This is a genomic window from Pantoea sp. EEL5, from assembly GCF_049892805.1.
GTDB lineage: Bacteria > Pseudomonadota > Gammaproteobacteria > Enterobacterales > Enterobacteriaceae > Pantoea > Pantoea ananatis.
The window spans coordinates 248,604-272,067 of the sequence record NZ_JBNDNJ010000004.1; the positions used below are offsets into that span (position 1 = coordinate 248,604).

The 23,464-nt window shown below is 55.3% G+C and carries 19 protein-coding genes; 7 read left to right on the top strand and 12 right to left on the bottom strand.

The annotated features are described in order from the left end of the window. Positions 1-24: 24 nt before the first annotated feature. The 3 genes from ACPXSQ_RS16955 to ACPXSQ_RS16965 all read right to left on the bottom strand — a co-directional run bounded on the left by ACPXSQ_RS16955 (position 25) and on the right by ACPXSQ_RS16965 (position 2,808). Entirely contained in the window at positions 25-1,248 is a 1,224-nt protein-coding gene (locus ACPXSQ_RS16955) for an MFS transporter (RefSeq protein WP_014595090.1), read from the bottom strand. A 109-nt stretch (positions 1,249-1,357) separates the two neighbouring features. Beyond that, positions 1,358-2,254 carry a LysR family transcriptional regulator gene (locus tag ACPXSQ_RS16960; RefSeq protein WP_014595089.1) on the bottom strand — a complete coding sequence of 299 codons (897 nt, stop codon included), beginning with the start codon at positions 2,252-2,254 and terminating at the stop codon, positions 1,358-1,360. A gap of 185 nt (positions 2,255-2,439) precedes the next feature. After that, on the bottom strand, positions 2,440-2,808 hold the full coding sequence (locus tag ACPXSQ_RS16965) for a helix-turn-helix domain-containing protein (protein WP_014606915.1): 369 nt from the start codon (positions 2,806-2,808) through the stop codon (positions 2,440-2,442). A gap of 224 nt (positions 2,809-3,032) precedes the next feature. On the opposite strand from ACPXSQ_RS16965, the gene ACPXSQ_RS16970 reads away from it, so the two are divergent. The 3 genes from ACPXSQ_RS16970 (at position 3,033) to ACPXSQ_RS16980 (ending at position 6,179) form a co-directional block, all read left to right on the top strand. Continuing rightward, positions 3,033-3,692: a response regulator gene (locus tag ACPXSQ_RS16970; RefSeq protein WP_014595088.1), complete on the top strand. Its 660-nt coding sequence runs from the start codon at positions 3,033-3,035 to the stop codon at positions 3,690-3,692. Beyond that, a complete protein-coding gene (locus ACPXSQ_RS16975) occupies positions 3,689-5,038 on the top strand; it encodes a sensor histidine kinase (protein WP_026020989.1) in 1,350 nt (449 codons plus the stop codon). Before ACPXSQ_RS16970 ends, ACPXSQ_RS16975 begins: the two co-directional genes overlap by 4 nt. A 274-nt stretch (positions 5,039-5,312) precedes the next feature. Further along, positions 5,313-6,179, top strand: a complete 867-nt coding sequence (locus ACPXSQ_RS16980; RefSeq protein WP_014595086.1) for a nucleoside-specific channel-forming protein Tsx — start codon at positions 5,313-5,315, stop codon at positions 6,177-6,179. Between the two features lie 86 nt (positions 6,180-6,265). Here ACPXSQ_RS16980 and yjdN read toward each other — a convergent pair whose 3' ends face one another. Further along, positions 6,266-6,703: a VOC family metalloprotein YjdN gene (yjdN, locus tag ACPXSQ_RS16985; RefSeq protein WP_013024205.1), complete on the bottom strand. Its 438-nt coding sequence runs from the start codon at positions 6,701-6,703 to the stop codon at positions 6,266-6,268. A 571-nt stretch (positions 6,704-7,274) separates the two neighbouring features. Here yjdN and ACPXSQ_RS16990 point away from each other — a divergent pair. After that, positions 7,275-8,819: a methyl-accepting chemotaxis protein gene (locus ACPXSQ_RS16990; RefSeq protein WP_014595085.1), complete on the top strand. Its 1,545-nt coding sequence runs from the start codon at positions 7,275-7,277 to the stop codon at positions 8,817-8,819. A gap of 355 nt (positions 8,820-9,174) precedes the next feature. Then, positions 9,175-10,584 carry an MFS transporter gene (locus ACPXSQ_RS16995; RefSeq protein WP_013024203.1) on the top strand — a complete coding sequence of 470 codons (1,410 nt, stop codon included), beginning with the start codon at positions 9,175-9,177 and terminating at the stop codon, positions 10,582-10,584. A gap of 43 nt (positions 10,585-10,627) precedes the next feature. Here the strand turns inward: ACPXSQ_RS16995 and ACPXSQ_RS17000 are convergent, their stop codons facing one another. From ACPXSQ_RS17000 to ACPXSQ_RS17010, 3 genes are read right to left on the bottom strand one after another with little or no spacing between them, the layout of a single operon-like run. Next, positions 10,628-11,938: a c-type cytochrome gene (locus ACPXSQ_RS17000; protein WP_064372961.1), complete on the bottom strand. Its 1,311-nt coding sequence runs from the start codon at positions 11,936-11,938 to the stop codon at positions 10,628-10,630. 11 nt (positions 11,939-11,949) lie between these two features. Next, complete coding sequence (locus ACPXSQ_RS17005) at positions 11,950-13,734, bottom strand: GMC family oxidoreductase (protein ID WP_042677508.1); 1,785 nt, start codon at positions 13,732-13,734, stop codon at positions 11,950-11,952. A 2-nt stretch (positions 13,735-13,736) separates the two neighbouring features. Continuing rightward, entirely contained in the window at positions 13,737-14,462 is a 726-nt protein-coding gene (locus ACPXSQ_RS17010) for a gluconate 2-dehydrogenase subunit 3 family protein (RefSeq protein WP_029570871.1), read from the bottom strand. Between the two features lie 273 nt (positions 14,463-14,735). Here ACPXSQ_RS17010 and sbmA point away from each other — a divergent pair, with 273 nt between their 5' ends. Continuing rightward, positions 14,736-15,983, top strand: a complete 1,248-nt coding sequence (sbmA, locus tag ACPXSQ_RS17015) for a peptide antibiotic transporter SbmA (RefSeq protein ID WP_014595081.1) — start codon at positions 14,736-14,738, stop codon at positions 15,981-15,983. Positions 15,984-16,524: 541 nt separating this feature from the next. Here sbmA and ACPXSQ_RS17020 read toward each other — a convergent pair. Together ACPXSQ_RS17020 and ACPXSQ_RS17025 are read right to left on the bottom strand one after the other, a co-directional pair. Next, positions 16,525-16,734: a DUF1471 domain-containing protein gene (locus ACPXSQ_RS17020; protein ID WP_014606922.1), complete on the bottom strand. Its 210-nt coding sequence runs from the start codon at positions 16,732-16,734 to the stop codon at positions 16,525-16,527. 214 nt (positions 16,735-16,948) lie between these two features. After that, positions 16,949-18,136, bottom strand: coding sequence for an MFS transporter (locus ACPXSQ_RS17025; protein ID WP_013024197.1), 1,188 nt, complete (start codon positions 18,134-18,136; stop codon positions 16,949-16,951). A 104-nt stretch (positions 18,137-18,240) separates the two neighbouring features. Here ACPXSQ_RS17025 and ACPXSQ_RS17030 point away from each other — a divergent pair, with 104 nt between their 5' ends. After that, entirely contained in the window at positions 18,241-19,206 is a 966-nt protein-coding gene (locus tag ACPXSQ_RS17030) for an AraC family transcriptional regulator (protein WP_014606924.1), read from the top strand. Here ACPXSQ_RS17030 and ACPXSQ_RS17035 read toward each other — a convergent pair. The 3 genes from ACPXSQ_RS17035 to murQ all read right to left on the bottom strand — a co-directional run bounded on the left by ACPXSQ_RS17035 (position 19,203) and on the right by murQ (position 23,414). Next, positions 19,203-20,747: a methyl-accepting chemotaxis protein gene (locus tag ACPXSQ_RS17035; protein WP_013024196.1), complete on the bottom strand. Its 1,545-nt coding sequence runs from the start codon at positions 20,745-20,747 to the stop codon at positions 19,203-19,205. The genes ACPXSQ_RS17030 and ACPXSQ_RS17035 overlap by 4 nt on opposite strands. A 322-nt stretch (positions 20,748-21,069) precedes the next feature. Continuing rightward, entirely contained in the window at positions 21,070-22,503 is a 1,434-nt protein-coding gene (gene murP / locus ACPXSQ_RS17040; protein ID WP_072137747.1) for a PTS N-acetylmuramic acid transporter subunit IIBC, read from the bottom strand. Further along, positions 22,503-23,414, bottom strand: coding sequence for an N-acetylmuramic acid 6-phosphate etherase (murQ, locus tag ACPXSQ_RS17045; RefSeq protein ID WP_105087765.1), 912 nt, complete (start codon positions 23,412-23,414; stop codon positions 22,503-22,505). The genes murP and murQ overlap by 1 nt, the downstream gene beginning before the upstream one ends. Between the last annotated feature and the right edge of the window lie 50 nt (positions 23,415-23,464).

The following is a 23,464-nucleotide window of genomic DNA, read 5'->3' on the forward strand; positions in this document are numbered from 1 at the left end:
CCGGTCCGCCTTTTTTTATGCCAGCTATCTGCCCTGTGCTTTTGCGCGTGGGGAGCGCCAGCTTAACCAGGCGCACAGCCCCATGACCATGCAGGTGGCCAGAAATACTGGCCGCATTCCCCACGCGCCACCAATCACCCCACCAAAAAGGGGACCACTGACCTGGCCGATATACTGCGCCGACGTCGAATAGCCGAGCATGCGCCCCACCTGCACGGCGGGAACGTGGTGACGGATAATGGCGGTAATGCAGGGCATCAGACCGCCCAGCGACATGCCCATCAGGAAACGTAACGGCAGCAGCTGCCAGGCATCGGTAATAAAAGCCTGAGGGATCAGTAACAGCGCGCAGCCAAACAGGCCAGCGCTCAGGACCCGCCAGTGCCCCACGCGGTCGGCCAGCTTGCCGACAAAGGGTGCTGAAAGAATACTGCCCAGCGCGGCCGCGGCCATCACCAGGCCGGACATCAGGGTGATGGCATGCTCCTGATGTAAAAACTGGCCGATATACAGCGTGATGACAGGCTCTATCGACATATTGGCAAACACCAGCAGCATGGCCGTTAACCACATCAGCCTGACTATCGCCCGGTCAAAGGGAGCAGCAGCCTCGCCCGGCTGAGGACAAACGCTCTCCACCTTCTTGCGCGCCACGGCTGGCTCCTTCAGCAAAAAGGTGGTCGCCAGGAATGCCACAAAAATGACCGCCCCCGTCAGCCAGAACGTAGCCCGAATGCCGATCAGCGGCGGGAGTACACCGCCCAGTAAGGGGCCTATAACATTACCGGCCATCATGCCGGATGCCAGCACGCCTAACGCCCATCCGGTATGCGCTTTAGGGGTTTGCGCAGCAATCAGAATGGTGGAGCCGGAAGAATAGCCCCCGAGTAATCCCGCCAGTAAACGTAGCGCCACCAGCTGCCACACAGCGGTTGCCATGCCGATCAGTGCCATGGCGAGGGCCATTCCCAGGCTCGCCCGGATCAGCATCAGCTTACGGCCGTAGCGATCGCCCAGCCTGCCCCACAGCGGCGCGGTTAACGCGGCGCTGAGAAAGGTTGCGCCATAGGCCACGCCGGACCAGCGCGCAATGGCCGCCGGGTGCTGTACGCCCAGCTGTTGAACATACAAGGGTAAAAAAGGCAGCAGCAAGGTCATGGCGACCAGGGTCGTAAACGAGCCAAAGACGCAAACCCATAAGTTACGTTTCCAGTGGTGGAATACAGGTGCCTCAGACGTGATTTCCATGCGATATCCCCATCGTGTTTAGGGACTCAGGCTAACAATGGTGACGAGACAACAACAGTCGGCGCGCGATATTTGCTGACTGGCCTGTTTTGTTGCTGTACTGCAACAATCAGCGCGCACCCAGTTGGTCGATCAGCGTATCGCACAGCAGGTTGATGGGAGAGGCCGATGCGATGTCCTGATGCCTCAGCAGATAGCTCTGTAAGCGATCCATCTGCCACTCCGGCAGCACCTGGACAATTTGCCCCTGCGTCAGCGCCTCCTGCACCATATAGGAAGGCAGATAGGCGATGCCGTTGCCCGCCAGTGCAGCGTTCAGCAGCGCCATACTGTTATTGGCCCGAAAGCGGCTACGCACGTCTACCGCCAGACGCAGTTTATCGCGACGAAAAGGCAGTGCCGCCGTGTGCGCCGGACCGTGAAACATCAAGAGATCATGGCGGGGTAACAGGCGCGGATGCGAAATGGCAGGATGCTGCGCCAGGTAGTCAGGCGCGGCGTACAGGCCCCAGTGGATGTCGCTCAAAACACGAAAGTTGCCCTGGCGGGGCGCATGAGCACGAATAACTATCGCGATGTCTACCCCGTCGCCAAGGGTCTCATCGTTGTTATCCGTAAGGCTGAGATCGACATTGATGTGCAGATGACCGCGCAGAAACCGATTCAGCAGCGGCACGATGCACTGGCAGCCATAGGTGACGGGCGCCTGTAAGCGGACATTACCGGCAGGATTTTGGTGAGCCTGCTGCACAAAATCTTCGGCCCGGTGCATTTCGTCCAGCATACGCACGCAAAAGGGATAGTAAGCCTGGCCGAGTTCCGTCAGCGTCATCCGGCGAGTCGTACGCTGGAGCAGCCGAATGCCCAGCCGCTGTTCCAGCCCGGCAATTTCCCGGCTGATATGGGACTTTGACACGCCGAGTACGCGTGCGGCTTCCGTAAAGCTTTTGAGTTCCACCACGCGCGCAAACAACATCATGGCGATCAGGTTATCGCTGTTAGTCATCGGATTCCTGGGACAAATCGGCCTGCTGAAGGTTATTGCACAGCCACGACGCCGTGCCTCAGGCAGTCAGAATAAAGCAACGGAAGGAAAGCGGACAGCGTGGGAGCAGGAAAAAGGACGCGAGGCAGCCCTGACGATGCATGGACATTCCCACAAGTTCGCGGATGGGAATGTCCATACAGAGACTAACTTGCCATGGCATAAGGGAATAATAAACGATCTGGCTCTACCCGGCGCTGACGGCGCAGTTGACCCGGCGTGACCATAAAATAGTTTTTAAACGTTCGTGTGTAGGCCTGTTGGGTATCAAACCCATAGCTCATTGCCACCTGTAAAATCGCTTCGTTGCTGTTAAGCAGCGTCAGGGCCGACTCGGTCAGACGGCGCTGACGGATATACTCGGCCAGTGAGAAGCCGGTATGCTGGCGAAATAACCGTTGCAGGTGCCAACGGGAATAGCCCGCGCGGCGAGCAACTTCGTCCAGATGCAGATCGTGTCCTAAATTGCTTTCTATCCATTCCAGCAAACTACGAATAAACTCGCGCTGATTCATGGTGTTCTCCTGGTTAAAGCAGATGTGCAGGGAACACACTGTAGCGCGTTAAATTTATCCCTTAATTAGCGAAAAATTAGCGCAGAATTAGCAAAGCGGTAAAATCGCCTCTTTAGGTACAGGCATCCGGCGCGCCCCGGCCTTTTAGCAGGCTGAGCGCCCCAATAATTCTGCGCTAATAATCCAGCGCTACACTGTTGCCATTTTTCGGGAGGGCATCATCCATGCGCGTTTTGTTGGTCGAAGATGATGAAATGATCGGCGCGAATTTGCAGCAGGCGCTGGAAGCGGCAGGCTGGTCAGTTGACTGGGTACGCGATGGCGTGTATGCGCAAAACGCCTGGAGCGAAGGCGGCTACAGCTGCGTCCTGCTTGATCTTGGCTTACCCCGGGACGACGGATTGCAGGTGCTGAGACGGGCACGCGGGCGCGGGGATGCCACACCGGTCTTGATCCTTACCGCCCGCGATACGGTCGCTCAGCGCGTACAGGGCCTGGATTATGGTGCGGATGACTACCTGCTTAAGCCTTTTGATCTTCAGGAGGTCATGGCCCGCATGCGTGCGATTACCCGGCGCCATCACGGTTCCGCCGATTCGGTGCTGGGCAGCGGGGATGTTCAACTGGATATGCTGACGCGCGAAGTCCTGTACAAAGGGCAACGTGAGCAGTTAACCGCCCGGGAATATGCCCTGCTCTATGCGCTGCTGGAGCGGCCCGGTGCCATCCTGTCACGCGAGCAGTTAGAGAACCGCATCTATGGCTGGGGCGAAGAAGTCAGCAGCAATGCAGTAGACGTATTAATCCACGGCATGCGGCGCAAGCTGGATAATGATGTGATCCGCAACGTGCGCGGACTGGGTTGGCGAGTACCGGCAATATGAAAATCTTTATGCGATCGTTACGGAATAAATTACTCAGTACGTTACTGGTCATTCATTTGCTGATGATTGGCGGCGTGGCCTGGTATTTCTTTAGCTGCTACGGTGAAATGGTGGGCGTCATCAAGGATGAGCAGCTCGCCAAGCTGGCCGATGCCTGGTCAGTGAATCGCGAAATCCCTCCACTGATGCCGCTTATTGCGCCAGCGCACAAGATCAAAAGCGCCTTCGTCATTCAGCTATGGGATGCCAAAGGTCAGCTACGCTCCAGCTCCTGGCCTGAGTTGCACGCGCCGTTACAGGCCGAAAACGGCTACAAAGATGTGCAGATCGGCGGCTGCCACGACTGCGAATGGCGAATTTATACCCGCTCCGGCCAGCCCGGCAGCGAGATAAAGACCATTCAGGTGATGCTCAATCTCAGCTACATGAAAGAAATGATGGTGAGGCGGGCGCTGTCGGCGATTATTCCGCTGATTTTAATGATGCCGCTGTCATTACTGGTTATCTGGCTGGTCGTGCGCAAAATCACCCGGGATTTGCGCGTTGCCTCCCGGGAGATTGCCGCGCAGGATGCCCATCACCCACACAGCGTTTCACCGGGAAGCCTGCCTGATGAAATTCAGCCGCTGGTCGCCGCCTATAATTCGCTGCTGGATAAACTTCGTGCGGCCTGGTCTTCACAGCGCCAGTTTATGGAAGATGCCGCTCACGAATTGCGGACGCCGGTCACGGCGGTTACGTTGCAGTTGGAGAACCTGCGGCAGCATATTCAGCCTGGCGAGGCCAGCCGTCAGTTTGCACAACTGGAATCGGGCGTGACCCGCACCCGCCATCTGGTGACCCAATTGCTGAATATGTCACGCTGGGAAGATCAGTCGGTTGTCGCAAGCCTCGAAACTATCGCGCTGGAAGATGTGCTGAAAGAGAGCATTGAGCAGCTCATGGTGGTGGCAGATAAACGCGGTATCGACATTGGCTTTAGCGGCACCACGCACTACCAGTTGCAGGCCGGACGATCGGAGCTGCGAAGCCTGTTTGATAACCTGATTGGCAATGCCATGCTTCATACGCCTGAAGGCAGCCTGGTGGATGTCCTGCTGCACCGTGTTGACGGGCAAACCGTGGTAGATATCGTCGATAACGGCCCTGGCATGCCGGAGTCGTTTATTGAACGCGCGTTTGATCGCTTTGCCCGCGCCCCGGATGTTAAAGCCCAGGGGAGCGGGTTAGGCTTGTCTATTGTACGAAGCGTGGCACACAAACATCATATCCGCGTTGCCCTGTCCAATTGCCTGAATCCGCACGGTGTGCGTTGCGGTTTTCAGGTCCGCGTCACTTTTCCCTGATCCTCGCTGTTTGATTCGGAACCAGACAACGTAAACGGTTGCCTGGTTCCGTTCGCCTGAGACAATATTGTGACAAACATCACAATATTGATGAATTGTTATGCAACACATTTTGACAAATGTGACCAAAAGCTATTTTCTATCTCTCTGTTACAGGCACGCTACGCTAACTAAAACAGGCGGCCTGAGTACATTACTGCCCAACCTTTGGGATTGATTTCCAAACAGCGCGCAAACGATTGTCTTGCGCATAAAAACCAGTGGTCAAAATATAATGAAATTTAAAACGTTAATGGCAGGCGCCCTGCTGGCAGGTTCCTTAAACGGTGCAGTGCAGGCTGCTGACAATGCTCCCCAGTACGTTTCCGACTGGTGGCATCAGAGCGTAAACGTGGTGGGCAGTTACCATACTCGCTTCGGACCGCAGTTCAATAATGACGTCTATCTGGAATATGAAGCGTTTGCGAAAAAAGACTGGTTTGATTTTTACGGCTACGTTGATCTGCCGAACTTCTTTGGCGTGGGCAACAGCAATGCTAACGGCATTTTCGACCACGGTTCGCCGCTGTTCATGGAAATTGAGCCGCGTTTCTCCATTGATAAACTGACCGGCACCAGCCTGGCCTTTGGTCCGTTTAAAGAGTGGTACTTCGCGAACAACTATATCTACGATATGGGCCGCAACAGCGCCAACCGTCAGAATACCTGGTATATGGGCCTGGGCACCGACATCGATACGCACAGCGATATCGGTCTGTCGCTTAACGTCTATGCCAAATACCAGTGGGAAAACTACGGTGCAGCGAATGAAAACAGCTGGGATGGCTATCGCTTCAAAGTGAAATATTTTGTGCCAATCACCACTCTTTGGGGCGGTAACCTTGGCTACGTAGGCTTTACCAACTTCGACTGGGGTTCAGACTTACGCGAAAAGAGTGGCCCGATTCGCACCAGCAATTCAATCGCCTCCAGCCATATCCTGTCGCTGGGTTACGATCACTGGCACTTCTCGGCCGTCGCCCGTTATTTTCATAACGGCGGTCAGTGGGGAGCGGGTCAGGAGTTAGGATTTGGTGAAAGCGCGTCTGAAATCAAGTCCACAGGCTGGGGTTACTACCTGGTCGCTGGCTATAACTTCTGATTGCTGTCGCACCGCGAAAAGAGGTGGCGGCAAACGTTGAGGCCTTCCCATAGGGAAGGCCTCGCGTCTTTACAGACTGCAGCGTATTACGCGTCGGGTTTTACCACGTTGATGCGCCATGGAATATTGAATTTATCGATAAACATGGCGAAGCCGTTAGACCAGAACGTCTCCTGCCATGGCGTAGTGACTTTCCCGCCTGCAGACAGCTTTTCAAACCATGCCTTACCCTGCTCTGCATCATTGGTTGCCAGACTCACGGCATAGCCCGCGTGTTCTGAGGCCGGAGGCTGATGGGGATTGCCATCACTCATCATCAGCTCACCCTGACCAATGCGGAGGTGCGCATGCATAATTTTCTCAGGGGGCAACGGCGGAGCGGACCGATCGCCCACCTGTTCACCCTGCTCCGGCATATCGCCAAACGTCATTTTTTGCAGCAGTTTTCCACCCGTTGCCTGCAAATAGAATTCTATCGCTTCTTCACAGCGACCATAGAGAAACAAATAGGGACATACTTGCATTATTACCTCGATACCGGTGAGTAGAGACTTCCTTATAACGATGTAATAAGTGTAGACGACAGGTCAGGGTTGACGACGATAACCGGATAAAGATTCATCATTCGGATTATTTACCTGACGTAGGTCAGCCTTTTCTCTGCTGATTTTACAAATAAAACAGGACCAGACCTGACAACAATAAAAGCGTGATTTCCTGTCAGATATTATTGTCATGGCAATAATAACAAAGCATGACCGTTGAATGATGAAATAAAAGGCCAGTTTATAACGCGTTACGATACATCACCTCTTGCGCCGTGCTGTTTATCGCCAGCAGTGTTCCTGTGCACGCGCCGGTCGTTCGGGCTTTGTTAAATCTGTCTGGCCCTAAAACCCAGGTTATCTAACGTAAAGGGCGAAATAACCGAACCGGCAGAAAAGATCATCAGGTAATAATATTGAATCATCTGGTTCATTATTTCGCTCAGCTTTTACCCACCTTATTGTTTATTAATTTCAGCACGTTCCCACTAAATATTTACCCTCCTGATGCCGATATATCAGTCCATAATCCCCTATTCAGGACTGCGTAATGTCGTTAAAAAAATCTTCACTACTGGTTTTGTCGTTCCTGTTAATTCTTTTTCTTATCAGCATATCGGTCAGCATCTGGTTACTGGCCCGGAGCAACGCGTCGTTAAATGCGGTTAATAAAGAAATCCGCGTAGTGTTATCAGTTATCGATCCTATCAACCACAGCCGAACGTTACGCGTACGGCTGATGGAATACATGAAAGAAATTGAGAACGACGGCCCGCAGGGCGGCTATTCTCTGGACAGCGTGAAAAGCGTCGCGGCTAAAGCCGATGCTGCCTTTCAGGCTTATCTGAGTGCGCCACGCATTCCGGGTGAAGAGGCCGATGCAGACCGCTATCGTCAGGCCTATCTGGCTTATCGCGATCAGGGAATTCAACCCTTGATTGAAGCGGCCGAAGCCCGCGATCAGCAGCGCTTTAAAAATCAAATTGCCAACGTAGTCCGCCTCGACCGGCAGTATGAAATCGTGCTGGATCAGGTGCTGGCCCAACACGAGGCTTATGCGAAGAAACTGAATACTGACGCCCAGGGCAACTTTTCATCCGGGATCACGCTGCTCATCGTGTTTGGCTTGTTATTCCTGGCCATCATCATTGCGATACTGATCTTTGTCAGACGCTATATCTTATCGCCGCTCAATAACGCAAAAGCGCACTGCAGCGAGATTGCGGCAGGCGTGCTCGATCACCCGGTGCCGGTCAAAATCGGCTCGAAGAGCGAAATTCAGCAACTGATGAGCTCGATGGAGCAAATGCGGACGTCTCTGACGGACATTATTATCCGGGTGCGCCACTCAACCCACGCGGTGTCCTGTGCTTCACAGGAAATTGCCAGCGGTAATATCGATCTGGCGTCCCGTACCGAGCAGCAAGCTGCGGCGCTAACGGAAACGGCGGCCAGCATGGAGCAGTTAGGGGCAACCGTTAAACAGAACACGGACAACGTGTTTGAAGCCTGCCGTCTGGCTAACGAAGCGGTACAGAACGCAGAAACCGGCGAGAAGGTTTCTCAGCAGGTTATCGTTTCAATGGCCAAAATTAATGAAAGTTCGAAGAAGATCGAGGATATTACCAGCGTTATTAACAGCATTGCTTTTCAAACCAATATTCTGGCGCTGAACGCCGCCGTCGAAGCGGCGCGCGCCGGTGAGCAAGGCCGGGGTTTTGCCGTTGTCGCCGGTGAAGTGCGTAATCTCGCGCAACGCAGCGCCGTGGCGGCGAAAGAAATTGAAGGGCTGATTGCCGAATCGGTCGCGACGATTCGCGTGGGTTCTGATCAGGTCAGCCGCACGGGCGAGGCGATGAATGCGATTATTTCCTCGGTGAGCCGGGTGAACGAGCTGATGGACCACATTTCAACCGCGTCCGATGAGCAGCATCACGGTATCAGCCAGATTGAAAAGGCGGTCACTGAGATGGATGGTGTGACGCAGCAAAACGCCGCGCTGGTCCAGGAGTCGGCCGCCGCGGCTGCTTCGCTGGAAGAGCAGGCTCAGCACCTGACCCACTCCGTTTCTGCTTTCCGCCTGTCTGGCGTCTAAAACGGATTCCCGCTCGGGTGATCAGGCCTGAGCGGGAAACAGACTCTGTGCGGCGCGGCGTCAGCCTGTGAGTGCCTGGCCTTTACCGGCCCGCCAATCGTGGTGACGGCTGACCGCGCCTTTGTGCCCTGACCGGCTCTTGTGCCTTTACCTCGGCCGCCTGACGTTCTGCCCTAAAAACCGTCCCAGTCAATACTGCAATATGCGTTGCTAAAAATTCATCACTATTCCTGTCGGCAAGAATCAGGTAATTGATTATTCTGCTGCTTCACGGCTCGCGAATGGGCAACGCTTTCAAAACACATCACGGCCTGTAGCGGGAATGGCAATCATCCTGACATGAGGTTCACCTTACATGACACCAGCCTTCATCACAGGGATAGCACCGACGGCGGCATCGTCGGCCAACACCAGCTTAGCTGAGCGCATTGATGCGCTACCTTCTTCTGTCGGTTTATGGCGCTTTATCTCGCTGCTGGCGCTGGGCGGGTTCTTTGAGCTTTACGATCTGTTTGAAACCGGGTATATCAGCACTGGCTTGCTGGCGGCCGGTATCTTTCACGCGGGCAGTGCCGGGATACTGGGCATTACCGATCAGGCTGCGTTTGCTTCCGCTACCTTCCTGGGGCTGTTTGTTGGCGCCAGCCTGCTCACGCCCCTTGCCGACCGCTTTGGTCGTCGACTGACCTTTATCTGTGCCCTGGCCTGGTACGGCGTATTTTCACTGCTCATGGCTTTTCAGCACAGCGCGGAGATGGTGATCCTGTGCCGCTTTCTGGTGGGGATTGGGCTGGGCGTAGAATTGGTCACCATTGATACTTATTTGAGTGAATGGGTGCCCACTCACCTGCGTAACCGGGCTTTTGCCTTTTCGTTTTTTATCCAGTTCCTGTCGGTGCCTGCCGTCGCGCTCATGTCGTGGTGGCTGATGCCGCAAAATATCCTTGGGCTGGAAGGCTGGCGCTGGGTGGTGATTGCCGGTGCGGTCTGTTCACTGGTGATCTGGTTTGTGCGCAAAAACCTGCCAGAGTCCGCGCGCTGGCTGGTGCAGCAGGGGCGCGTCGATGAGGCCCATCAGGTGATGGCGAAAATGGAAAAACGGTGCGGCATCGCCCCGGGCCTGCCGTTGACGAAGCCATCCGTCTCAGACAAGAAACCGGAGAAGAGCCGCTTTCGGGAGATCTGGTCAGCCCGCTATCGCAAGCGCACGCTTATGTTGGTGGTCATGAACTTCTTTCAGGCGATTGGTTTTTATGGTTTTGGTAACTGGCTGCCGGCATTGCTGTCCGGTCAGGGAACGTCGATCACCCACAGCCTGCTGTATGCGTTTTTTATCACGCTTGCCTACCCGATTGGATCGCTGATTTGTGGCAGTTTTACCAGCCAGCTCGAAAACAAATGGCAAATCGTTCTCTCTTCGCTTATGACGGTGGTATTCGGTACGCTGTTTGCCCTGCAAACCAACCCGGTACTGCTGATTATTTGCGGTTTCCTGATCACCTTCTCGAATGCCTGGCTGACCTGCAGCTATCATGCCTATCAGACCGAGATTTTCCCCACGCACATCCGCGCACGGGCAGTGGGTTTCTGCTACTCGTTCAGCCGGTTATCAACCGCATTCAGCAGTCTTTTGATCGGTGTGATTTTGCAGTACGCCGGCACGCATGGCGTTATCGCGTTTATCGTGCTGAGTATGCTGATGGTGATGCTGTCGGTGGGCGTTTTCGGGCCTAAGACGCGCGGTATCAGGCTGGAACATATCTGAACATTCAGCCTTCCCCCTGCGGGGAAGGCTGAAACACTGAGGTCTACTTCCCTTCTAACACCTTGATATCTGCATTGCCCTGACGATCTTTGACCTCTTCACGCAGGGCAGCCACCTGCTTCGCCGTCACGTTATCCGCCGCATTGTTGCCCCAGCTGCGACGAATAAAGTTCACCACGTCTGCGACCTGCTGATCGTTCAGACGCCAGCCAAATGCCGGCATAGTGATGGTTGAAGGCGCGCCTTTTACTCCACGCAGTTCGCCACCAACCAGCACGATGTGAATCAGCGAGGTCGGATCGTCTGCCATCACCACAGGATTGCCCCGCAGTGCAGGATAGAAGCGTTTATAGCCGCTGCCATCGGTTTTATGGCAGGCTGCGCAGCTGTCCACATAGGTCGCGGCGCCCGTCTGACTGTCGTCGCCCTTCCATAAGGCTTTGGCCGTCGCGTCATCCACGCTAAACGCCACCTGATGCGGATCTTTGGCACCCAGCGACTTCAGATAGCGGGCGATGGCCGTGATGTCTTCATCCGTCAGGTGCTGCAGGCTGTGGTCGACAACGTCCACCATGCCGCCAAAAGCCGCCGTGTGGTCGTTACGCCCATAGCGCAGGAACTGGCGCAGGTCATCTTCACTCCAGCGGCCCAGACCATCGCGGTTATCTCCGCGCAGATTGCTTGCGGTCCAGCCGTCAACCGGCGCACTGCTGCCCGCCAGATAATCCGTTCCCCCGGCATTGGTTAACGCCTTTTCCTGCAGGGTAAAACTACGCGGCGTATGGCAGGCACCGCAGTGGCCCAGACCTTCTACCAGGTAACGGCCACGCGCCAGCGTCGCATCCTCCTGCTCTGCAGGCTGGAACGCCTTTACATCCGGTGCAAACAGGTTGCGCCAGATCGCCAGCGGCCAGCGCATTGACAGGGGCCAGGGAATATCACTCTCTTTGTTGGCCTGACTGACCGGGGCAACTCCGTGCATGAAGTAGGCATACAGCGCCTGCATGTCTTCATCGCTGACCACGGCATAAGACGGATAAGGCATAGCGGGATAGAGCGTATCGCCGTTTTTCGCGATACCGTGCCGCACGGCTTTCTGAAAGTCGTCGTAGCTGTAGTCACCAATACCGGTCGATTTATCCGGCGTGATATTGGTGGAGTAGATCGTGCCAATCGGCGTGGCCATCGGCAATCCCCCTGCAAAGGGCTTGCCGCCTTCACTACTGTGGCAGGCTACACAGTCGCCCGCGCGCGCCAGATATTCACCGCGTTTGACCCGATCCGCCGAGCTGTCATCCGCCAGGGCGGCGAAGGCGAGGCTGCCCAACACAAGGGCTAAAATACCGTTTTTCATCACCATCTTCCTTATGCCTGCACCAGGGGACCCGGGTTCTTCAGATACTGTTCCCGAATCGCTTTCGCCGACCAGTAGGTCAGTGCGGCGACCATGCCGGTGGGGTTATATCCCAGCCCCTGCGGAAACGCTGAAGCGCCGGGAACGAACACATTCGGCACATCCCAGCTTTGCAGATAACGGTTCACCGCACTGGTATTGGGATCTTCACCCATAATCGCGCCGCCGCTGATGTGGGTCGTCTGATACACGGTCGTGTCAAAATGCGTACCGGGCTTCTTCGCCCCGCCAATGATCATTTTAGGATTCATGGCTTCGGCGATTTTATGCATTTTCCCCACCATGAACTGCGCCATCTTAATGTCGTTGTCCTGCCAGTCGAACGTCATGCGCAGCAACGGCTGGCCGTAGGCATCTTTGTAGTTCGGGTCCAGGTCCAGATAGTTAGCGCGGTAAGACTGGTGCGCACCGTGAGCATCCATAGAAAGATGGTGCGTGTAGGTGTCCGCCACGGCGGCTTTCCACTGACTGCCCCAGTTTGGCGTGCCGGTCGGCGTGGGGAGCCCCGAGATCGGTTTGGTGCCCGCCTGGTTCACCCAGAACGGCGACCCGCCAACAAAGCCGTGCGGACCATGATCGAAATTGTCGGCATTGAAATCATCCACGGCGACGCCTGCACCGCCTGCACCGATGAAGGGATTGGTGGTGGTGTTTTTATCGAACAGCGCTTTCAACGTCGACAGGTTTTGATAGGCGAAGTTGCGCCCTACCGTACCTTCGTTGGTGATCGGGTTGTAAGGTTTACCGATGCCGGACAACAGCATCAAATGGACGTTATGGAACTGAAAGGCAGACAGAATGACCAGATCCGCCGGTTGCACCTGCTCACGGCCCTGCGCATCGACATAGGTGACACCGGTCGCACGCTGCTTATCATCCGTGAGGTTGACGCGCAGCACGTAAGAATTGTTACGCAGCTCAAACTTTGGCTCCTGACGCAGCGCAGGCAAAATATTCACATTCGGCGATGCCTTGGAATACATATAACAGGCGTAGCCGCTGCAGTAGCCGCAGAAGTTGCACGGCCCCATCTGGGCGCCGTAAGTATTGGTATAGGGACCAGAGGTGTTCGCCGACGGCAGATCGTAAGGGTGATAACCTACGGACTCGGCGGCCTGGGCGAACAGCTGAGCCGACCAGGTACGCTTTTGCGCGGGCAGTGGAAAGTTGTCAGAGCGATCGGGCGCAAAGGGGTTACCGCCTTTGTCTTTGCCGACGACCTTGCCCTGAATACTCCAGGCACTACCGGAGGTGCCAAACACCTTTTCAGCTTTATCAAAAAACGGCTCCAGCTCCTGGTAGTCCACGCCAAAGTCCTGAATGGTCATGCCTTCAGGAATAAAGTTTTTACCGTAGCGCGCCTCATAGTGGCTACGCAGCTTCAGCTCTACGGGATCAACCCGGAAATGGACACCCGACCAGTGCAGCCCGGCGCCGCCGGTACCGGTACCGGGCAGGAAGGCCGCCAGTTGGCGGTAAGGCACGGCCGTTTGTGAGGCGTCGTGCCGAATGGTGACGGTGCTCTTAGACAGGTCCTGGAACAGCTTTTTGCGAACGTTGTAGGTCAGCTCATCAATCGACTGCGGGTAAGAACCATCCGGATAGGTATCACGATGTGGACCGCGCTCCAGCGCCAGCACGTTCAGACCTGCTTCGGTCAGCTCTTTGGCCATAATGGCGCCCGCCCAGCCAAAGCCGACAATCACGGCATCCACTTTCTTTAATTCATTTGCCATGCTCAGCTTCTCTCTCCACGAATCGACACTGACGGGAACGGATAGCGTTCACCGCGCTCTACCCAGTCCATAAAGTCGGCGCGTGCGCCAGGGAAGTTGATGAGCTTCCAGCCCACCATGCCCTGATTGCCGCCGTGGATGGGATCGCTAAAGAAGCCTTCGCGGGTGTTCTGCAATAAGTATGAGAAAAACACGTTGGCGGGCAGCTGACGGAAACCGGCTTTGCCGCTCTCCATGGCCTGTAATAATGCGTCCTGCTGCCCGGCGTCGAGTTGGGCAAACACCTTACCGTGCTGCTGCTGACTGTAATGATCGGCATCAGCCAGACCGAGACGGTAGATCTGTTGCGGCACCAGCGGCAGCTGATAGCCCATTTCTTTAGGGACGTCGGGATTGAAAGGCCCCTGCATATACCAGTTCGCTCCGGTGGCGTAAGGCGTATTCATCTGACGATCGATAAACTCGGGCACGCCTGCTTCCAACGCGCCGGGGCCGCGTTCATCAGCAGGAATCAGACGCGCAACGGCCGCCTTGATAAAGGCAAATTCCTCGGCGGTAAACCAGGTGGGCTGATAATCTCGGGCAGACTGGGGTGCGGCGGGCGCAGCCGCCTGAACGGGCGCAGAAAATGCACCAAGTGCGCTACTGCCTACCGCCACTGCGGGCGCCAGGGTGATGGTCTTCAGCAAAAAATCCCTGCGTGAATGACCCTTTTTCTGGTCTGACATGACATTGCCTCATCACCGCATCAACTGCGGTACGAAAAAGAGAAGTGAGTGCGTTGTAGTGGTTTTTATCTGCGGATTTCGGGTACAACGAACTGTTACCGGTAACAGTGAATATAAGTGTAACACCATTGCCAATAAACATTTAGTTTAAGGAAACAAAAAAGCACAATTTCATTAACATATATTTTGTCGATGTCATGTTCAGAAACAACAGGCTACAGACAGATAGCCGTTTAAACGTTATAAAAGCGATTACACAACAGCGGAGTACCTATGTTTAAGTCTTTCTTCCCGCGACCGGGACTGTTTTTCAGCTCGGCCGCCCTTTGGAGTTTACTGGCGATTTTTGGCTGGTTTGGCTTTGCCAGCGATTTACCGGCCCATTTTTGGCCTGCTTTTCAGGCCGCCATCAAGCAGCCCTTGCCCACGACGGTAATGCGGTTTATTGCGCCGGGTGAGTTGTGGTTTTATGCCTATTACTGGCTGATGGTGGCAATTTTCGCGATAGCCTGGCGACTAACTGACAACCATCCTTGGCAACGTTGGTCGGTATGGGGTTCGGCACTGATTATTTTTGTCACCTGGTTTGGTGTGCAGGTTGGCGTTGCCGTAAACGCCTGGTATGGCCCTTTTTATGATTTGATCCAAAAAGCGCTGACGAAAGCCGGCTCGGTTCAAATCAACGAATTTTATGCTCAGGTGATGGCCTTTTTGGGCATTGCCTTAATTGCGGTCGTTATTGGCGTGATGAATGCTTTTTTCATCAGCCATTGGGTATTCCGCTGGCGTACCGCAATGAACAATTATTATATGCACCACTGGCAGCGCTTACGCCACGTTGAAGGCGCGGCTCAGCGTGTGCAGGAAGATACCATGCGTTTTGCCACAACGCTGGAAAGCTGGGGCGTGAACTTTATCCAGGCCATTATGACCCTGGTGGCGTTTCTGCCGGTGTTGATCGCCCTGTCACATCATGTCGAAAACATTCCGATTCTGGGGAATCTCCCTTACGCGCTGGTGATTGCTGCGGTTCTCTGGTCGCTGTTCGGTACCGGTCTGCTGGCGCTGGTCGGGATTAAGCTCCCCGGTCTCGAATTTCGTAATCAACGGGTTGAAGCTGCTTATCGTAAAGAGCTGGTTTACGGCGAAGACAACGCCGACCGTGCCACACCACCCACGGTAAAAGTGCTGTTCAACAACGTGCGGGTTAACTATTTCCGTCTGTATTTTCACTATCTCTACTTCAACATCAGCCGCATTCTTTATCTTCAGGTCGATAACGTCTTTGGACTGTTTCTGTTGTTCCCGTCCATTGTCGCCGGAACGATAACGCTGGGTTTGCTTAACCAGATAACCAACGTTTTCGATCAGGTCCGCAGCTCGTTCCAGTACCTGATCACCTCATGGTCGACGCTGGTTGAGCTGATGTCTATCTATAAACGTCTGCGCAGCTTTGAGCAGATTCTGGATGACGTGCCGCACGGTGAGATGATGCGTGACGCCTCTGAAGACGTGTCATAACCAGGCTCTTCGCCTGCGGCAGCCTCATGCCGCAGGCAAATTATCGCGAATCCAGAGTCATGAGTCGGTGCCTGCCAGGATTGTTGGCCGCGCTTCACGCAATCCAGACTGACAAGCAGAACCTGGCGACTTGCTGAGCGCAGCAGACCGGTAAACCGGTTACTGATGCGGTTTACGTCTTCCCCTTCTGCCCAGGCTCTGCTTCCCTTAGCCCGTGATGGACTTTGCCATCGGCTGTCGTCCGACCAGGCTTACGTGGTCTTACCGTCTTGCTGCATCAGGGATCGTCCGAGGCCAGCCTGTCTTGCACCTGGCTATTAATGGCAGCAAATCGTCTTTCGCGTGAAATCGCGGCCGCAGCGGAGAAGCCTGCACGTTATCGCGCCCAAAAATCAGGCAAGCGTCTGCACAGCTGACAGGCTTAGTGGCGAATAACAAAGGAGTCTGATGGGGAACCTGGAAGGGAAAAGATGAAACGGCGGGCATCCACAAACGCCGCCAGGACGCCCTTAGGCGTCCTGTCAGCACACAACTTCAAGCATTATTTCAGCAGTTCAGCGGTCATGTGCACGCCGTTATTGGTGTTAGCTTCGGTGATTTTATAGGAAGCACCAGCTTCTTGCGCCTGCGCAGCAATTTTCGCTTCGGTGCTGTCCAGAGTAGAACCGGTCGCTGTCACAGTTTGCGCGAAGCCTGCAACAGGAAGAACGGCAAGGGCGATAACAGCAGCAAAAGTTTTGATAGTTTTCATGATAATTTCCTCGGTCATTTTCAGTTTATTTAAGGCGTTTTGCCTTGTGTGAAAACATAATAGGCCGAATATTGATCAGAAAAAAGCAGAGGGTTTTGCTTAAGTTGTTCAATAAAACTGAAATTGAAAAGCACGTTTAGCCCTGTTAAAACACAAAAGGTTAAAAAACCAGACCGCAATAAAAAGGCAGCATATATCGCTGCCATGAGTCTCATTAACCGTGATGCCTGACGCGGGAAAAGATCGTTACTGCCGCCACCAGCATCAGCGCGCTACTGGCAAGGAAAACGCCGCCTGCACCGCGTAAGTCAAACATCCAGCCTCCCGCCGCCGCGCCCACCGTAATCGCTAACTGAATGGTTGCCACCAGTAACCCACCGCCCGATTCAGCATCGTCTGGCACTGCACGAGAAATCCACGTGGACCAGCCCGTCGGCATCGAACCAAACGCCAGGCCCCAGATCGCGACACCGCCTGCAACCAGCCAGCCAGTATGGCCAAAACTCACCAGCATCAGGGCCGTCGCGCCCATCAGCAGGGCCATTCCGCTCAGCGTCAGTGATACGCTACGTGTCACCAGATAACCGGCCAGATACGTACCCACAAAGTTAGCGATGCCAAATGCCAGCAGCACCAGAGACAGCTGGCTGAGGTCAAGCCGCGCCACGCTTTCCAGAAACGGTCGCAGATAGGTGAAAAAAGCAAAGTGGGCAGTAAACATCATGATCACCGCCAGCATTCCCCAGCGCATGACATTTATCCGTAACAACGCCAGCACACCGCCGCTGCGCGCGTTGCCTTCGGCAGGCATGGCGGGAAGGGTGAAAAACTGCCAGAGCAGGGAAGTCGCGCCCAGGCCCGCCGTAAACAGGAAGATCGCTCGCCAGCCTACCAGCCCGCCCAGATAACTGCCCAGCGGGGTCGCAATAATGGTCGCCAGTGAGATACCACTAAACACGATGGAGAGTGCGCGAGGGACCTGATCGGCGGGCACCAGCCGCATGGTAATAGCGGTAGACAACGTCCAGAAGCCACCAATGGCCACCCCCAGCAGGACGCGCGCCAGCAAAATGACGGTCAGATTGGCGGCCAGTGCCACCATCAATGCGGAAACGATGAGCAGTAATGAGAAGGCCAGCATCACCACCCGGCGATCGATGCGTCGGACCAGGCTGCCTACCGTCAGACTGGTGAGAAGCGCAATCAGGGCCGTGACGGTCACTGTCTGTCCCGCCAGACCTTCCGAAACGTTCAGGCTGCGCGCTATCGGCGTCAGCAAACTAATAGGTAAAAACTCGGCGGTAATCAGGCTAAATACGCCAAACGACATCGCAAAGACGGCGCCCCACGCTGGCTGAGTGGGTATGGAAACCTCATCAGCCACTTCAGTGTTGAGACTCATGTTGCTTCTCCGGAAAAAAAAGTAGTGCTGAGCATAGAGGGGATGAGCAAGACGATCTATGATGGTTACACCGTCATTTTTGATAATTCGTCTGGATTTCTGTGATGAGCCGTTACGATGAGTTGACCAGTGAGTTGCTAATGGGCATGCGCCTGTATGGCGTTAACTACCAGCGCATTGCCGTCAGCGCCCCTTTTGGCCTGCGCTTTAATGATTCTCCGGGACGGGCCCAGTTTCATTTTGTCGGGCGCGGTACGCTGCTGGTGCGTGGCGCATCCGGCGCGCTTTTCACGCTGAACAGTGGCGATGCCCTGCTGATCCCTCACGGTAAGCCGCACAGCCTGCTCTCCAGTGAGGATGCCGACTGTCAGTGCATTGACGCGATGGCGAGCAAACCGATCTGTGACAGTATCTGTGCCATTACGGCACCGGCTGATGCCTGTGAAGATGACCACAGCGTCCTGTTATTCAGCGCCAGCATGGCATTTGAACTGGGCGGCATGCAGCCGCTGATCAACACGATGCCGGACGTCATGCTGGTCAGTACGCTGCTGTCACACTACCCGGAGATTCGCCCAATGCTGGAGGCGATGGAGCGTGAATCACGTACCCGACACGCGGGTCACGCCGGGATTCTTTCGCGTCTGGCGGATGTGGTTGCGGCCCTGGTGGTGCGTGGCTGGGTAGAAAATGGCTGTGGGCAAAGTAGCGGGCTGGTGCAAGCGATGCGCGATCCGCGCCTGAGTGAGGCCATTGCCGCCATGCACCGTTCTCCGGGCGAGAACTGGACGGTAGAACGTTTAGCGCGCGAAGCCGGTAGCTCACGCTCGGTATTTGCCGAACGCTTTCTTCATGCCACCGGTATGACGCCGCTGCGCTACCTGACCGAATTGCGCATGCGACTGGCGGTTAAACGCATCGCCGACCATGGTGAGGCGCTGGAAACGGTCGCTTTCGATTTGGGCTATGGTTCACTGGCCGCTTTTAGCCGGGCCTTTAAACGAATAATCGGCCAGTCACCCGGTGCGCTGCGTGCCGGCTATGCGGGCACGCAGGCGGTCGCGTCTTAGCGAAACACGCTGATCGCTTCAACCAGCCGGTTAGCCTGATGCGTCATGCGCCCTGAGGCTTCTGCGCTTTCCTGAACGCGGGCGGCGTTTTGATGGGTAATATCGTCCAGATCTTCCACCGCCGTGCTCACTTCACTCAACGCGGTGGACTGTTCTGCTGTCGCGGCGCTGATTTGGCCGATCAGTGACGTCACGTTCTGGACCTGCTGCACAATGTCCTGCATGGTATGGCCTGCGGCACCCGCATGCTCGTTACCCGAATTGACCCGGCTGGCGCTGGTTTCAACCAGCGCTTTAATCTCGCTGGCGGCTTTTGCGCTGCGCTGTGCCAGGCTCCGCACCTCACCGGCCACCACGGCGAACCCTTTCCCCTGTTCACCCGCTCTGGCCGCCTCTACCGCCGCGTTCAGCGCCAAAATGTTGGTCTGGAAAGCAATGCTGTCGATAACGCTGGTGATACTGGCAATGCGCTGTGAGCTGTCAGCGATTTCTGCCATCATTCCCATCATCTCCTTCATGACCTCGCCGCCCTTGCTTGCCGCTTCACTGGTGTTAACAGAGAGCGAACTCACTTCCTGTGCGGTCTGCGTATTACTTTTTACCGTTGCAGTCATTTCGTTCATGGTCGCGGCCGTTTGCTGTACGTTGGCCGCCGCCTGCTCGGTGCGACGACTCAGTTCATTATTGCTACGGGCAATCGCATCACTGGCACTCAGCACATTAATGGCCTGGCCACTGACATCATCGACTAACCAGCGGAACATCAGCCCCAGCTGTCCAATGGCGCGTAGCGTCAGTCCTACCTCGTCGATGCGATCCATCTGCTCAACCTGATGGCTGGCACCGGTTGCCACACGCAGCGCCTGCCTGCACATGCGCTCGATGGGACGCGAGATCTGCTGTTCGAGCCACAGGCTGGCCAGCAACAGCAGGCAGGCCATACCGCCCGTAAAGCCCGCCAGCGCCAGTGGCGCAACGCCCAATGCCCAGACGCCCGCAACCGACAGCGGCAAGACAGCCAGTAACGCAGTGCGAATGCGCCAGCGGAGCGGCAACGTTTTTAATATCGATCCAAGACGACGCCAGCCGCTGCGTATAATCAGCCCTTTGTGAAACTGGCGGCCCCTTGCGCGTCCTTCGCGGAAATCGCGATACAGCGCTTCACACTGTTTAACCTCCTGCGCTGAGGGCTTGGTGCGAACGGACATATAGCCCTGGACCTTGCCGTCACGCACCACCGGAATGGCATTCGCCCGCACCCAGTAATGGTCTCCGTTTTTACGCCGGTTTTTAACCAGCGCGGTCCAGGGTTCACCCTGTTTTAAGGTGGCCCACATATCTGCAAAGGCTTCTGGTGGCATATCCGGATGGCGCACCATATTGTGCGGCTGCCCTTTTACCTCATCAGAGGTAAAACCACTGGCCTCAATAAAGGCGTCGTTGGCATAGGTGATATAGCTATTCAGGTCGGTCGTTGACATCAGTGTGGCATGATCGTCATAGACATATTCACGCTGGGAAACAGGTTGGTTATTGCGCATAGGAGTCCTTGCTCGTACCAGTCAGACTTACACCAGAAGTGTTAATGAGTGAGTGTTAAAAGGTAAAGATTACCTTTTTTTATGTTTTCGGCACTTGCGTAATGACTCTTTAGTGCTACGCGCAAATTTGTTGCATTTAAAAAGCCGCTTTAGGGCGGCTTTTGGTATTTATACCGCGATCATTCATTGCGAACGTAGCGGGTTGAGTACGCAGACTGGTAAGCCCGAGACAGTGTTAGGGACGTTTTGATGCAACAGATTCCCCATCCTTATTTTTTTACAGACCTGCTTAACAGGCTTTCTTCGTGTTTTATTTATCAATTCAGCGCAGGTCGACATTGCGGGTGCCGAACCACCACGTCAGTAAAAAGCCGCTAACCCATGCGACAATCAATCCCCCCAGATAGACAGCCATGCCGGCAAAAATCCCCTGATGCGACGTCATCAGCGGCAGCGTGACCAGTCCAGACGGACCAAATACGGTATTCATGCCTACCGGCAGCCCCAGCCATGCCACTAAGCCAATAAAGAACCCGCCGACCGCACCGCCACAGCAGGCGGTAATAAAAGGTTTGAGGCGCGGCAGCGTTACTCCGTAGATAAGCGGTTCCCCCACGCCCAGTAACCCTGGCACGATAGCGCCTTTTATCTGGGCACGCAGCAGCGCGCCCTTTTCCGCTTTGCACCAGAGCGCCAGCGAGGCACCGACCTGACCGGCACCCGCCATGGCGAGAATCGGAAACAGTGAGTTAAATCCCTGGGTTTCCATCAGGGCAAAATAGACCGGGATAAATCCCTGATGAATGCCAAACATGACGGCGATCAGGAACAGTCCGGCCAGTAGCGCACAGCCAAACGGGTTGTTATTAAGGTGGATAAAGAGCCATGACATGCCCTTAAACAGCTCGCCGCCGACCGGCATAATCAGCAGGTATGTCAGCGCGCCCGTGATCAATAAGGTCAGCAGCGAGGTGAGAATCATATCCAGATTGTCTGGAATGATCGTGCGCAGCTGCCTTTCCAGCCAGCCACCAAACATGGCCGCCAGCAGCACCCCGATGATATTACCGCGCGGATCGATAGCCAGACCAAAAAAGCTGTCCATACCGCTGTAATAGCCGACTTTGGCATCCGGCACGTAGCCCAGAATAAACAGCGAGGCGATGATGGCCCCGTTTACGCCCGTGCCGCCAAAGGCTTTTTGCGCGTTGTAGCCAATCAGAATGCTGAGGAAGGTAAACAGCCCTTTGCCGAACACTTTCATATAGGCCACGCCCTGAATCAGCCAGCCTGGATGACCGCCAGGCGTGCTCAGGTGCAGGCTTTGCTCAATCAGGGTGGCAAACCCCAGCAGTAAACCTGCGGCAATAAAACCCGGAATGAGCGGCGTAAAAATGGTGGCGAAGCGTGCCAGGAACTGCTGCAGCGCGCCAGTCTGCCTGGCTTTTATCTGCTGTTTCTGTTCTGCCGCTACCTGGTGCAATACCGCGGCATCGCCCTGCGCCTGCGCCAGGATGGCCTGCATCCGTTCTGCCGCCGTCTGTGCCTTACCAGGACCGAGCACTATCTGCAACTGATCATCGCTGTCGATGACGCCCAGCACGCCGGGCAGGCGTTTCAGCCGGGCAATATCGGCCTGATTGTGTCTCAGCGTCAGTCGTAAACGCGTCATACAGTTGCCGCATACGACGATGTTCGCCGCGCCGCCCACTGCCTGCACGATATCGTGCAGAAGTGCATCGGTCATTTTTGCCATTAGCGCGCTCCCGAATCCTGTAATGCTTTGCGGATAAAGCCCTGGTGCTTAGCGAGCAGCGCGATCGCCTCATCGGCATTTAATCCTGCCAACACCATGAGGATGGCGGTTTTACAGTGTCCGCCACAGGCTGACAGCGACGAGCGGGCGCTGGCTTCATCACAGTCAGTGGCCTGCATAACAATGTTAACCTGCCGCTGCACCAGCTTTTGGTTAGTGGCTTCAACATCCACCATCAGGTTGCCGTAAACCTTACCGCTACGAATCATCGCTCCGGTGGTGAGCATATTCAGCACCAGCTTCTGTGCGGTTCCGGCTTTCATGCGTGATGATCCCGTCACCACTTCAGGCCCCACTACTGGCGTCAGGGCGATATCGGCGACCTGAGCCATTTTGCTGTGTGGATTACAGGTCAGCGCTATCGTGGAGGCACCGCACTGCCGGGCATAGTCCAGCGCCCCCAATACGTAGGGCGTCCGTCCACTGGCAGCGATGCCGACCAGCACGTCGTGGCGGCTAAAGTGAATAGCCTTCAGATCCTGAGCGCCCTGTTCCACATTGTCTTCTGCGTTTTCTACCGCCTGCAAGATGGCCTGATGGCCCCCAGCAATCAGGCCAATAACCTGGTCACGTGGCGTTCCGAAGGTTGGTGGGCATTCACTTGCATCAAGAATACCTAAACGGCCGGATGTCCCGGCACCGCAGTAAATCAGACGTCCCCCTGCGCTGAACGCCGCGCAGATCGCCTCCACCGCGCGCGCAATCTCCGGCACGATCGCCTCCACGGCCAGAGCGACTTTTTTGTCTTCCTCGTTGATGACCCGCAGCATCGCCTCTGTGCTCATTTCATCAATATGCTGGCTGGCCGGATTGCGCCCTTCCGTGATCATCTGACTGAGATCGATTTTCACACTCGTCCTCCACAGGAATAATTTATTCTGGATATTTTTAACACAACGAA